The organism is Qipengyuania polymorpha, assembly GCF_019711435.1.
GTDB lineage: Bacteria > Pseudomonadota > Alphaproteobacteria > Sphingomonadales > Sphingomonadaceae > Qipengyuania > Qipengyuania polymorpha.
In genome coordinates this window covers 365,676-378,034 of sequence record NZ_JAIGNK010000001.1, presented here as the reverse complement: position 1 = coordinate 378,034, position 12,359 = coordinate 365,676, and the positions used below count along the sequence as shown (strand labels likewise).

The 12,359-nt window shown below is 60.7% G+C and carries 16 protein-coding genes; 5 read left to right on the top strand and 11 right to left on the bottom strand.

Features of this window, described 5'->3' with window-relative positions:
• Positions 1–30: 30 nt before the first annotated feature.
• From K3152_RS01870 to K3152_RS01860, 3 genes are all read right to left on the bottom strand, one after another.
• Positions 31–2,370, bottom strand: coding sequence for a type IV secretion system DNA-binding domain-containing protein (locus tag K3152_RS01870; protein WP_221573061.1), 2,340 nt, complete (start codon positions 2,368–2,370; stop codon positions 31–33).
• Positions 2,360–2,689: a hypothetical protein gene (locus tag K3152_RS01865; protein ID WP_066777517.1), complete on the bottom strand. Its 330-nt coding sequence runs from the start codon at positions 2,687–2,689 to the stop codon at positions 2,360–2,362. The genes K3152_RS01870 and K3152_RS01865 overlap by 11 nt, the downstream gene beginning before the upstream one ends.
• A 679-nt stretch (positions 2,690–3,368) precedes the next feature.
• The gene (locus tag K3152_RS01860) at positions 3,369–3,590 is read right to left on the bottom strand and encodes a hypothetical protein (RefSeq protein ID WP_034953463.1); all 222 of its coding nucleotides are present in this window, start codon (positions 3,588–3,590) and stop codon (positions 3,369–3,371) included.
• A 343-nt stretch (positions 3,591–3,933) separates the two neighbouring features.
• Here K3152_RS01860 and K3152_RS01855 point away from each other — a divergent pair, with 343 nt between their 5' ends.
• Positions 3,934–4,197: a DUF6437 family protein gene (locus K3152_RS01855; RefSeq protein WP_221572378.1), complete on the top strand. Its 264-nt coding sequence runs from the start codon at positions 3,934–3,936 to the stop codon at positions 4,195–4,197.
• A 65-nt stretch (positions 4,198–4,262) separates the two neighbouring features.
• Here the strand turns inward: K3152_RS01855 and K3152_RS01850 are convergent, their stop codons facing one another.
• From K3152_RS01850 to K3152_RS01815, 8 genes are all read right to left on the bottom strand, one after another.
• Complete coding sequence (locus tag K3152_RS01850) at positions 4,263–4,661, bottom strand: single-stranded DNA-binding protein (protein ID WP_221572377.1); 399 nt, start codon at positions 4,659–4,661, stop codon at positions 4,263–4,265.
• Positions 4,662–4,931: 270 nt separating this feature from the next.
• Positions 4,932–5,201: a hypothetical protein gene (locus K3152_RS01845; RefSeq protein WP_221572376.1), complete on the bottom strand. Its 270-nt coding sequence runs from the start codon at positions 5,199–5,201 to the stop codon at positions 4,932–4,934.
• A gap of 320 nt (positions 5,202–5,521) precedes the next feature.
• Positions 5,522–6,454, bottom strand: a complete 933-nt coding sequence (locus tag K3152_RS01840) for a DUF2493 domain-containing protein (RefSeq protein ID WP_221572375.1) — start codon at positions 6,452–6,454, stop codon at positions 5,522–5,524.
• Positions 6,455–6,725: 271 nt separating this feature from the next.
• A complete protein-coding gene (locus tag K3152_RS01835; protein WP_221572374.1) occupies positions 6,726–7,454 on the bottom strand; it encodes an RES family NAD+ phosphorylase in 729 nt (242 codons plus the stop codon).
• Entirely contained in the window at positions 7,426–7,803 is a 378-nt protein-coding gene (locus K3152_RS01830) for an MbcA/ParS/Xre antitoxin family protein (protein ID WP_152434314.1), read from the bottom strand. Before K3152_RS01830 ends, K3152_RS01835 begins: the two co-directional genes overlap by 29 nt.
• Before the next feature lie 39 nt (positions 7,804–7,842).
• Positions 7,843–8,271, bottom strand: a complete 429-nt coding sequence (locus K3152_RS01825; RefSeq protein WP_152434313.1) for a hypothetical protein — start codon at positions 8,269–8,271, stop codon at positions 7,843–7,845.
• A gap of 11 nt (positions 8,272–8,282) precedes the next feature.
• Positions 8,283–9,212: an ArdC family protein gene (locus K3152_RS01820; RefSeq protein ID WP_034953448.1), complete on the bottom strand. Its 930-nt coding sequence runs from the start codon at positions 9,210–9,212 to the stop codon at positions 8,283–8,285.
• Between the two features lie 220 nt (positions 9,213–9,432).
• Positions 9,433–9,822 (bottom strand): MerR family transcriptional regulator, encoded by a 390-nt coding sequence (locus tag K3152_RS01815; RefSeq protein WP_007163748.1) that lies wholly within the window; start codon positions 9,820–9,822, stop codon positions 9,433–9,435.
• A gap of 75 nt (positions 9,823–9,897) precedes the next feature.
• Here K3152_RS01815 and K3152_RS01810 point away from each other — a divergent pair, with 75 nt between their 5' ends.
• Genes K3152_RS01810 through K3152_RS01800 form a run of 4 tightly spaced genes read left to right on the top strand, consistent with a single transcriptional unit; the run spans position 9,898 to position 12,163 of the window.
• Complete coding sequence (locus K3152_RS01810; RefSeq protein WP_007163747.1) at positions 9,898–10,245, top strand: mercuric transporter MerT family protein; 348 nt, start codon at positions 9,898–9,900, stop codon at positions 10,243–10,245.
• On the top strand, positions 10,238–10,450 hold the full coding sequence (locus K3152_RS14240) for a GDCCVxC domain-containing (seleno)protein (protein ID WP_081432306.1): 213 nt from the start codon (positions 10,238–10,240) through the stop codon (positions 10,448–10,450). Before K3152_RS01810 ends, K3152_RS14240 begins: the two co-directional genes overlap by 8 nt.
• Entirely contained in the window at positions 10,443–11,774 is a 1,332-nt protein-coding gene (locus K3152_RS01805) for a dihydrolipoyl dehydrogenase family protein (RefSeq protein WP_007163746.1), read from the top strand. The genes K3152_RS14240 and K3152_RS01805 overlap by 8 nt, the downstream gene beginning before the upstream one ends.
• Positions 11,771–12,163 (top strand): hypothetical protein, encoded by a 393-nt coding sequence (locus K3152_RS01800; RefSeq protein WP_007163745.1) that lies wholly within the window; start codon positions 11,771–11,773, stop codon positions 12,161–12,163. The genes K3152_RS01805 and K3152_RS01800 overlap by 4 nt, the downstream gene beginning before the upstream one ends.
• The last annotated feature ends 196 nt before the right edge of the window (positions 12,164–12,359 follow it).

The following is a 12,359-nucleotide window of genomic DNA, read 5'->3' as shown; positions in this document are numbered from 1 at the left end:
CTTGGCCCTCGTCCCCTCCCCGGTTGAGCGTCACATATCCGGATCGAAGTCCCCGTAATCGTGACCATGGTCCTGCCCCTGATCGGCATCGCGACCCTGCTTCGCTGCACCGCCAAGCAGCGACTTCTGCTGCTCTTCCTGGAGCCTCTGGTCGGCCTTGCCGCGCGCGACCTGTGCTCGCTGATGCGCTGCGGGATCGGGAATATCGGATCTGGCGGAAGGCACAGCCCGTTGCTCCATGCCGCGGTGCTCCTCAGCTTTCGAAGACAGAGGGAGTTCGGATTGAGCCGGCCGCTGAGGGTCCGATGTCGCCTTTTTCCCTCGCGCATTCGGATCGCGACGCTTGCTTGTCTGGTCCGGTCGAGCCTGATCGCCCTTGTTGCTGCGACGGGTCCGGCGCAGTTCTTTTTTGTCTTCCTTGTCGGCTTTCTTTTCAGCGCTGTCGGAGCGATCGTGCGCGTCCCTCATCCGGCGAGGATCACCATCATTGTCGCCTGTTTCAGAGGCTGCTCCGGCACCGCCCCCTGCTCCATCTTTACCATCAGAGTGCCGGGTCTGCGGCGGTGGCTTCGGCATATCGCGGGGAATGAAGCCTTCGGCTACCCGAGGCCAGTTGCGCGGTGCGAGAACCACGGGTGCCGCCGGAAATCCTTCGGGAAACTTGATGAAACCATGAAGGTTCTTGAGCTTCATCAGCTCGTCAGGAAGCAGCAACGGAACGACCTGGCGCCGGGGCGTCAGGCTCACCGCGTCACGCGCATTGTTGTAGCCGTAGCTGTAACCTTCCTCCATCTCGCGAACCTCGCGGTGGCCGATGATATCGGAACACCAGGTGGCGGTCTCGCGATCTGCTGTGCCAAGGATCAGCTTGGTGCGGGCAAGCGAGGAGAGGGTCATCGCCATGTTCTCACCGTAGACATCCTTGAGCTTGGCAAAGGCATGAATCCCGGTGACGATCGCGCCCCCGAAATTGCGCGCGGTCTGGAGGCCCTTTTCGAGTGAAGGGAGACGATGCAGGGCGCCCAGTTCGTCGATCAGGAACCAGAGCCTGATGTCCCGCGAGCGCTGGCCCGCCATCAGCGTATTGATCGCGGTATCGAGCCACAGCGTGAGCAACTGCGAGAGCACGCTCATGTCGATGTAGCGGGCAGACAGGAACAGGATCGAGCCCGGTCCTCCTGCCCCATTGATCCACTCGCGGACCGAAAAGGGCTTCCCGTCTTCGGGCAGCATCTGGAGCGCCTTGGCATTGACATTGAACACTGCACGCACCGATTCCGCCATGCGCGCCGCGCTCGGCGTGCTGATGGGACCGGCCATGGTATCTTCGACGAGACGGTGCAGATCGGAGAGATCGGCGTTCATGAGTTCGTGGGCCAGCGCGGCGTTGGTGCCCCGCCCTGCTTCGGCGAGCTTTAGACAGGTCTCGACGAACAGCGTGCGCGCGGCGAGCACCCAGAACTGTTCGGCGCCGCCCCCATCATGCGGGACGAGGGACTCCGCCGCGGCATGAAATTCGGCACGCGTGGAGCAATCGTTGAAGACGCTCCAGGCGGGACAGCGCGCGTCGAGCGGGTTGAGGATAACATCGCGCTCGGGATCGTAGAAGGTTTCGACAAAGGCCCCGGTAAGGTCGAAAATGACCGCGCGTTCGCCCCGTTCGCGGATCTCCCTGGTGAGTTCAGTTAGGACAACGGTCTTGCCTGTCCCGGTTGTGCCAACAAGCATCGCATGACTCTGCTCAAGCCGCCATGGCCAGCTGACACCAGCGAGATGCGCGGGTGAATAGAAGCCCGCATCCCGCAGCGAAGCCGACCCGGCCAGACGCCAGCGCCAGCCCAAAGCATCGCCATATTCGCGGGAACGGGCATCGCGGTTGTGCGCAGCGATCTCGCGGCTAAGGTCGCGCAAGGTAGCGAGCTCGGCTCCGCGCACATGCTTCTTTTGTTTCGACTTCTCGCCGAAGCGTTCGGCAACCCACCAGAAAAGCGCGCAGAGCGGCGCAAGAATGAACCCTGCAAGCCACAAGGCGCTGATCACCGCACTCCGGAAAAGCGCGACCGCTTTGCGCATCGGCGGGTAATCGGTGACCACGGAAATGGGAAATGCGACGAGGCTACCATCGGCCAGCTTGAGGTTCACAAGCTTGTCCGGATCGAACTCCATGAAGGCATAGCCAGAGGCATAGGCATGCATCCACAGGAGGTAGACCTGGTAGTCATCTAGCGCGCTGCTTACGTCCCAATAGACCAGCCCGAGAACGACCAGGAGTGTCACGATCAGGGGTCCCTTGAGGCCCGCGGCAAACATGAAGCCGAAATGCCCGAGGAGCTGGCTGCCGCGGGTGAAGTTGACGAGATTATGCTTCATCATCGCCTCCCATGGGTCGGGGTGCAACGATACCGAGGCGCTCCAGCCGGCGCTGGTAGGCTGCGACCGTTCTGTCGCGCAGTGTGCTGTCGGGATGATGCGTAAGCAGCGCATCGAGCGCCACTGTGATGAAGATGTTCTGGCGCACCGGATCGGTCGCCGGAGTCCTCAGGTCAGCTTCGGTCGCGCGCTGCCAGGCATCGAAGATGCAATCGCAAACAACGATACTCGCGCTGACCCTGCGCTCGTCGGCTTGTTTCCTGATCCATTCGGCGATCAGGGGCGTGACATAGGTCACGAACCGGTGGTGTCTTTGCATTTTTCCAAGTTCCTTGTGTTCAAAGAACCTGGCTCACCCTTCGAAAGGCAAGTGCCACTCTAGGCCGCAGCATGGGGTGTAGGAAAACGGAAAATTCACACAGCTTTTCAGCAGATTAAACGGATCTGTGCCGACTCGGCACGGACGAGCGAGCAACTGGGCCGCATCCGGCACGGAAGATGGTATAGGCGAATTTTCGTGAATTCGCGAAGCAATTCCACGCCTTGCATTGCAGCACCCGCTGCGTACGGTGTGCCATCCCTCTACAATTGCGCGGGCCGACCCAGAAATGATTGCGGCTCTCTGATCGTGGGGCTTGGCAATCCTTGCCAAAGGAGCGTGAGCAACCTTTCGCACGAACCGGTGCCTGCGAGCGGTCATGTCGAAGCTACACCCTCAACAAGAGGCAGCACCTGCGCAAGAGGGACCGGCAAAGGACCAAGTGTGAAGCGGCGGGAACGGGACCTGTCGGTCCTGCCGCGCGCGCTGGTCCGACCCGGTCGCGGTGCGCAAGTGCGTGCGGGGCCCGGATCAAAGACACCGCGCCCGCAGGAGCACCGCCGCAGGTGGTGCGGGACCGAGCGCGTCACCAGCCCCGCTCCACATCCCGCCCTCCTCTTCCACCAGCGAACACGAAAAAAGGGCAGGAACCGTCACCGGCTCCCGCCCTATTGGACGCTCAGAACTCGTCGAGCATTGCGCCATGCACCGTGTGCACCACACGGCTGGCCAGATGTGCTGGCAAGGCGTTGTAGTCACCTTCGTCGAGAGCGAAGTATCCAAGGTCGTCATCCTCGACGACGTGCTGGTCGAAGAAACTGTGCAAGGCCCGCTGTTCGGCAGTGGCGAGTGCTTCAAAGTAGCTGTTCGAATTCGATTCAATATTGCCAAGTGTAGTCATGATTTCCTCCTGATGTCTGTCGGTGAGACGACAGGAGGAAGGCGGATGGGCACGGTGCCGGCGGGTCAGGGATCGCCCATAGGGGCGACCGCGAAGCGGCGGTGGGGGCAACGATTTTGTTGGACCGCAGCGCAAGCGAAGGGGAGTCAAAATGGTGGGGCCCCGCCGTCCTTGACGCGCCGGTGCCGGGCCCGTCATCCTTGAAAGTCCGTGAGCAAGGCCCCTCCCCCGCCCGATGAAGAGCGCCGGTGCCAGTCATCTGCAAAAGGACTTTCCTACAGGGTCTTGCCTGTTCCATTGGGCCCCCGGGAGGAACGCAGAAGGGGAGTAAGGACGAACTCCAATGCCATCGAAACGAAGCGCTGTAGCTGCACTCCAGAAGCTGGAAGCCGACCGGCTGGCACTCGACCGGCGTCAGAAAGAACTCGAGAAACAGGCTGCTCTTGAACTGGGCAGCGTAATCCTCGGAACAGGCCTTGAAACGTTTTCGAAGAAGGGCCTGGCAAGATTGGCCGTGGAGCTCGCAAAGCTGGGAGAGGACGAGGCGTTAAAGCGGCTGGGTGCTTCTATATCTTCTCCTCGCCCTCAACAAACGTCTGTGAAGTAGAACGAGGAAAGGGGTCCTGTCCAGCTTGGACAGGACCCCTTCGGGAGGGAGATCGACGGGAGAGTTCAGTCGATCTCGGGAGCATCCTTGTTGTCGTCGTTCTCGCCGGAGCCGTTGCCATGGGAGAGGAAGTCGACCTTGTCGGCGAGGATCTCGGTGCCGTAGCGCGTGACCCCGTCCTTGTCTTCCCACTGGGTATAGTGGATGCGGCCCTGGACGGAAACCAACTGGCCCTTGGTGCAGTACTGCCCGACGGTCTTGGCGAGGCCGTTGAAGCAGGTCACCCGGTGGAACTCGCTTTCCTTGGCGGTGTAGCCGTTCTCGTCCTTGTAGGTCTTGCCGTCCTTGTCTCGCGCAGGGCGATCGGTGACGACGGTGATGCCGGTGACATTGGTACCGCCCTTGGTCTCGCGGGTGTCGGGATCGCGAGCGATGCGGCCGGTGAGGATTGCGATATTGGTCATGGGTGTGTTCCTTCAGTTCCTCAAACCGGAGACCATCTCCGGCTTGCGAACATGCAGAAGAAGCAGGGCATGGGAGAACTGCACCGCAGGCCTGAAAGGCCGAAGGGAAACCTGTTCATGACGGGTGGTGCGGGCAGGCAGCGCAGCTGCCAACACGGCCGTCAAAGGAACGGGTTGCGGCTCCTCAGCTGACCTGGTTCAGGACTGTTCGCGAAGAAAGCCGGATGGGTATCGGGTGCGGGTCTGAAGGGTCACATGATCCCGCTGCATTCAGCTTTCGCCGTCGCTTTCCGATGCTGCCAGGAGATCCATCAAGTTGCGGGCTGCTTCCCGGTCTTCCTCGTTCTCGAACGCCACGTCGAGGTCGGGGGCAGAACCGAACATGTGCAGGAACGACCACAGTGCAAAGCGCTTGCCCCTGTCCTCTTCGAGGCCAAGGTCGACCCGGCAATGCTCAATCCCGGCTGCCAAAGTGTCGGGTGCTATCTCAGCCATATTGGTCGAGGCAAAGTAGCGAACGAGAAGATCATCGAGTTGCATTGGAAATCTTGTAGCGTGGCAAATCAGATGCGGGAACGATAAGTGCCACACCGCTGCAATAAACAAGCATATCCATCCACAAGGGAGTAGCTTCAGAGGCGCTCAGATACGCAACGAAATTGTTCGAAAGCGTATCTATTCGGGCCTGTCGTTACTCTACAATCGACTCAAAGAGATTAAGTGCTATGTCAGCTTCGCGACCCGAAGGGCTCGGAGCAGCAATGCAATGAGTTCTCTCCTTATGGGCGGCTCCAAATGGGGCCGCCCTTTTTTCTGGTGACCGGAAGCAAGCGCGAAAACGCCGAGCGGGCCTCGCACGCTCACCCGGGACAGCTGCCTAATGGCCCGCGACGATCAACAACCGTGATACGCTGCTTCTTGGCCTCGATGACAAGGCGTTCGGTCACGCCATTGCCCGGAAATGCCACCACGTAGCGAGGGTTAAGACCGAGCATTAGCTCGTTGCGCTTGAACCCTGCGCGAGCCCCGAGACGGCGTTCAAGCCCGAATGTCAGTTGCTGCACTTCGTGACGCTCGGCCCAGGATGCGGCCAGTCTGTCGGCTCCCTTGCCGTCGCCGCCGTGCACGAGAAACAGGTCAGGAACAACCTCGCGCACCCTGTCGAGTGTAGCCCAGATGTTGGCAGCGTAGGTCTTGGCCTCGGCCTCGCTTTCGAAGCGGTTGCGGCCACCGGCGAAAACCACCGGAGTACCCTCGGGCGAATGTGCAGCCTGACGGCGTTCCTTGCGCACGCGCAGGAAATCACGGGCATCGATCACGGCGGAAGTCAAGTTCTTGGAATGGCGCGCACGCGATCCCGAAACGGGCTTCCACGAAGACCCGGTTTCGTCTCGGTAGAGCCCTGCTGCAACCTCGCGCATCTGCTCGAAGGCCTGCATGCTGGCTTCAGCCGACTGCGCGCGCAGGGTCTGCTCCTCAAGGTTCGACGAATGCACCTCGGAGCCGTCGGCGGATGCCAACAGGGCACGGATTTCATCCGAGGCCCGATCCACCTGGGCCGACTTGCGGCTGGCAGCGCGGTGGAAGAGATTGACGAAGCCCCAAGCGAGATCTTCGGCGTCGGCTTCGAGCGCGGTGTCGGCGAACAGCGCAAAGAGATCGGACCATACCGCTCCCAGCGTGTGAGCCATGGCATCCTCACATGGAAAGTCGCATTCGTTGAAAGGGGCGGGCGTGATTGAGAAGCCGGATAGATCGAGGCCCGCAAGCTGGCTGGCGAAACTGTCATACATATCGGTAGTCCTCCTGAGACCGGCGAATGCCGGCAGAGGAATTTCCGCGCGGGCCTGTTCGCCGTGCCCGACAAGGACCGGGACAAGGGAACGCCGCACCGCGACAGCGGGAAACCCCGCAAGGCAAGGCTAGCGCGGGCCACACGGGCCGCAGCCTTGCGCGGGTTGCGGTGGGACCTGACCGGTCCAGGGCACGAGGACCAGCGAACAGGTTCGTGCTGGATAGTGCCGGGGTGGTGCTGGAGTTGTCTCGGAGGAGTCCCGGATCGACTCAGGAGCGCTCTTGGAGGCCAAACTGCACCGGCGTGAAGGCGAGCACTTCCGCGTGCGGGAAAGCCGCGATCGCAGTTAGTCGGTCTCCCTCGTGACGCAAGTGCCACCCCCGACCGTGATCTGGTTCCGACTTCGCAAAGCCGGCCGGATCGAGCAATGCCAAGTTGATGCCGTCCGGGTCACGCGCGGAGCATGCCCGAATGGCCTGACCGCCCGCTTCGCGCACCGACGCAGCAAGGTCCTGGCAGTGCGAGTAGTTGTCCGGGTCAAGCCATCGGTTGGCATCGACCTTAAGCGGCGCTCTGGTCGTATCTGTCAGCCGCGTGACCGATATGGGCACGGAAAAGCTCAGGTGCTCGCTGGTCCGATTGCCCGGAACGAAGCCCGGCGAGCGGCTGTAAAACTTGAGCCGCCAGTAGGCGGTTTCGGTAATCGCAGTGCTTTCGGCTTCGCTTGCGTAGAATATCCCGGGCCGCTCGTTCGCTCGGCGAAACCGGCTGGCAACCGTGTGGCCATAGCGAAAGGGTGAAGCAAGGAGATAGTGCAACCCGTGCGCGGACTTCGGCAAGTCCGGCTTGGCGCTATCTGCCAGTTCTTCAAGCCGCTGTTGCTCGCCAAGGTCGGAGGTCAATCGATTGGTCGAGATGCGATGCTGTGCTTCGACTACCCGCCATACCGTCCGGCGGTAGCGGCGGAACTCAGACGCGAGCGCGGTGGGCGTCCACATAGTCGCAAACGGTGATGAGACCCTTGAAGCTGTCGACGAGATCGATCGGACGCGCATCGAGATCGAGATTGGCGGTCGTCAGCCACGCGCGCGCAGACATGTCGTCGCTCCCGAGCAGAGCGTCGAGCGAGCGGAACAGTCGCAGGAGGAACTGAGCAGCTTCGAAAGACTTCGATTGAGGGTCGAGCTGGGCCTTGCCCGAGCGCAGGCGTGAGGCGGTCGATTCCGATACACCGAGGATTGCACCAAGCTTGGGATTGGTGAGGCCCCAGAACTCGGCGATGCGCGCGATAGCAGAGGTGAGGACCTTGCCATCGTCGGGCTGCAATTCGAGTGGCTTCGTCGCCATAGCCTGTCCTTTCATGTGCAAGATATACACAATTGTCCCTCAAATGCAAGATTTCTGGCGTTCGAAGATCGCCTCTCCGTTCGAGAAACGCCCGACCATTTTGAGTTCGCCGAACATTCGTTCGAAACGCGGCGCCACTTGGGCGATCCAGTGGCGCGCACGGGCCGCGCGCGGGTGAGAGAAGTCAGCTTCCCAAAAGCGAGCATCATCGCGAGGGGCGAGCCAGATCGCGGCAAGCCCGCAATAGGTCGATATCCCGCAATCGGCGAAGGCGTTGCGCAGAAGGATACGGTCCTCGCGACCGCGCCATCCATCGAAGGTCTCGAAGGATGGAAAGGCTGCCTTTGTGGTATCGATGATCTCGTCGACGAGGCACTCATAGACCCAGTCCGCATCGTCGTCTTCGCCGTCATCGAGCAGGCGAAAGGCTACCAATGAGCCGGTCGGATAGCTGACGGAACGTCCCATCTCACCGCTCCTTAGGCTGCACTAGCCAAATCGACGTCGGTCTCGCCTTCAGTTGATTGGAATTCACCCAGTTCGAGCAGCAAGGTGGCTGCCTCCTCGGCCTTTGCTGCCGCGGTCAGGATCGCGCGCTCGTCCGATTTGAGGATCTTGAGCCAAGACGCGATATAGCTCGCATGATGGTCGAGGTGGGTGACCGGAAGGCCCAGTTCAGCGCCAAGAATGGCAGACGATAGCTCGGCGATCAGTTCTTCAGCGGCATAGGCATCGCTACCGAAGCGGTTCTTGAGATCGCGATCGAGCCGCGAGGAATGCCCCGTCCAGTGCGACAGCTCATGCGCGAGTGTCGCATAGTAGTGGTCATAGGCTTCGAAGAGTTCAACAGGCGGCATGGTGACGCGGTCGCGCAGCGGCTCGTAGTATGCTTGCGCGCCGTGATGCCGCAGGTTTGCCTCGATCCGGGCGAAGAAGGCATCGAGCCGCTCTTCGCGGCCTTCGGGCTCAAGCGCGGCAACCAGAGGCTTGGGATGGTAGAATTCGGAAAGGCCATCGCACTGGTCGGCGTTGAATACCGAATAGGCCTTCAGCACGCGACGGTTCTCCGTGTCCTGCCCGCCGTCAGCGGTTTCAACTTCCTTTGTGTAGCTCTTGTAGAAGATCGCGATGGTCGACTTCTCGCCTTTGCGGACCTGACCACCGAGCTTCTGACTCTGGCGGTATGTCATCCAGTAGGGAGAGGTGTATCCGCAGGCATCGGCCACCATACACAACCAAAAGGTGTTCATGCCGCGATAGGGCGTCCCGCAGCAACGCAAGGGGCGCGAAACCGGCAAGCCACGCCACGGCTTGACCCAGGGCTTGGTGCCCTCTTCGAGCTTTTCAATGATGGCGGCAGTGATGCGTCCGGCTGGAGAAACTGAAGCGGTGCGGCGGGACTTGGTCATCGATCGTCTCCTGATCACCGGAACGGACGTGTCCGGGTTCAGGAATCAGGAAGCTCACTCTCCTCTTAGCTTCGATGTCGGCTTTGCGCCCCAATTCTGGTCGTAGGCCGCACATTGCAAGGTGCCCGAAAGCGGACCGATTGCTTTTCTGATCCGGCAGGCTGCGCCAATTTTGAGTGCTGGGTGGAAACCCGTTGGTCTGTAGCTTGAATTCGCTGGGCTAGCCTTCGCCCGCGAGGCTTTCCAATACCGGGCACCGATCATTGCTCGTGGTGCCACATTGCTCGATCAGTTTAGCGAGAGCGTTCTCCATACGCTCAAGGTCGGCCCGCTTCGCACGGATGTTTGCGAGGTGCTGTTCGGCGATCGATTGCACCTCATCGCAACGCACTTCCTGACCTGGCGTTAAGTCAAGCAATGCCCGCACCTCTTCGAGGGAAAATCCGAGTTCGCGCGCGCGCCGAATGAAGCGGAGGCGCTCCGTGTCGTGAGGACCATAGTCGCGGTAGGCGCCCCTTCTCGGCGGAGCATCGATAACGCCTATCCGTTCGTAATACCGGATTGTCTCGATGTTACACCCGGTCCGCTTCGCCACTTCGCCAATTTTCAAAGCCAACCTCTTGAGTCTGTAGTTGCTACAGACTGTAAATAGGTATGCGAATCGAGGTTTGCAAAAGGACGATCGATGCGCGGCATCAGCACATGGTGGAACGGATTGGCGACGGGCGGGGGTATCTTTGCAGCCTTCGGGGCAGCTGCATGCTGTGCACTGCCCTTGATGCTCGCGTCGGTGGGTGTGGGCTCGGCGTGGCTTGGCAGCATCTCGCCGGTCCTGGCCCCCTATCGCGTCCCGTTGCTGACCCTGGCGTCGGCTCTTCTTCTCGCTGCGACCCTCCGTTTGCTCTGGCAGTTTCGGCAGGCACGAACATGCCCGGCGGACAGTGCATGCGGATCATCGACTTATCGAGCGCTGACCGCCATAGGAATTGCCATCGGTGCGGCGCTGCTGACAGGTGCCTTCCTCTATGGCTGATCCGATCCTGATCTCGCGCTTGCGCTGTCCCGAATGCGGTCATGAGGAGGACATGGAAATGCCGACCAACGCTTGCCTGTTCTTCCATAACTGCGCGGGTTGCGGCGTTCGCCTTCAGCCGCTCCAAGGCGATTGCTGCGTGTTCTGCTCGTACGGCACCGTTCCCTGCCCCCCAATACAGGAAGGGGATTGCTGCCATGGCTGAGGCTTTCGATTTCGTCGCCATCGGATCGGGAACTGCTGCGCAGGTCGCGGTCCACCAGATGGCCAACGCCGGGAAGCGCTGCGCGGTTATCGATTATCGGCCTTACGGTGGCACATGTGCGCTTCGAGGGTGCGACCCGAAAAAGATGATGGTGAGCGGAGAGGAAGCGCTCGCGGCATACAGGCGAATGAAGGGGAAGGGCATCAAGGGCTCGGTTTCAATTGATTGGGCCGACCTCCAGGCATTCAAGCGCAGCTTTACCGACCCCGTCCCTGAAAAGCAGGAAGCTCGCTACGAGCGTAAGGGCGTCGCGACTTTTCACGGCGCGGCACGCTTTGCTGGCCCCGACAGGATCGTGATAGGCGACCGGGAACTGAGTTTCTCGCACGCTCTTATCGCAACGGGAGCAGAGCCTCGGCCGCTTGGGATCGAAGGTGAGGAATTGCTGATTCACAGCGATGCATTCCTAGAACACAAAACCCTTCCAGATCGGATCGTATTCGTCGGCGGCGGATACATTGCCGCAGAATTTGCCCACCTCGCCGCGCGCGCCGGTGCAAAGGTCACAATCTTCCAACGAGGCCGCATTCTGAAAGCCTTCGACCCTGACACGGTCGATTGGCTCATGCCAAGTTTCGATGATCTCGGCATCGAAATTGTGGACGCTGAAGTGGACCGCGTAACGAAGAAAGGCAACGTGCTGACCGTCCATGCTGGCGACCGCAGGATCGAAGGGAGCCTGGTGGTGCACGCTGCCGGAAGAATCCCTGCGATCGGCTCGCTCGATCTGGAGGCGGGAGACGTCGCCTGTGACGCGGGTCGCTTGGCACTTACCGCCCAGCTACGGAGCCAAAGTAACCCCAAGGTCTTCGCGGCAGGTGACGCTGCTGCAAATGGCCCGCCACTGACTCCAGTCTCCAGTAACGATGCCAAGGTCGTGGTAGAAAACATACTCGATGATACCGGTCGAACTCCGAACTATCGAGGGGTGCCAAGTGCACTTTTCACGGAGCCGCCGGCGGCCAGGGTCGGAATGCTGGAAAGCGAGGCGCGTGAGGCAGGGCTGGATTTCACGGTGCATGCTGGCTCGCACCCTGGTTGGTTCTCGGCGAGGCGGCTGAACGAAGAGATCTACGGCCACAAGCTGCTGGTCGAGAACGGAACGGGACGCATCCTTGGAGCCCACTTGGTCGGCCCTGACGCCGACGAGCTCGTCAATATCTTCGGCTTGGCCATGCGCCATGGGCTAAACGCGGACGACATCAAATCTACCATGTTCGCTTATCCGACGGCGGCCTCCGATGCAGGGTATATGTTGGGATGAGCAACGCGGAAGCCACCAACAAGCGTGACTTGGCCGCCAACCGTCTGCACCGCATCCTAATCTGGGGCGTGCCGTTTGCGGCGCTAATCGGCCTAAACTTTACCGCAGAACTTCTGCAACCGAACGAGAGGGTGGAAATCGCGGCGGTGCTGTTCCTATGGATGGGGGCGGCGTGCTCGTTAAACGCTTTGCGTTGCCGTCGGCTTCACTGCATGATCGCAGGGCCAGCATTTTTGATTGGTGCTGCGCTTCTTGCCATGGTGGCATTCGGCTTGGCTGATTTCGGGAAACACGGTCCAAGCGTCATCATCTGGGTCACGTTTGGGGTAGTTGCTGGCAGCTTTATCGCCGAACGCATAGCAGGGAAGTATTGGCGAAGACCGGCGTAAGCTCAGGTTTCTGTTCACAGCGAAATAGAAACGAGACCCTCTCCACCAAGAACCTTTTCAAAGCGAACACGAGCGGGTGGTCTCGATCAAGCAGACTGCCGTCTGCTTCTGCTGCGCAGTCGCCTGGGAGCGGACTGTCAGCAACCGGCCCAGACCTGGACATGAAAAAGGCGGCCCGTACGATAGGTACGGACCG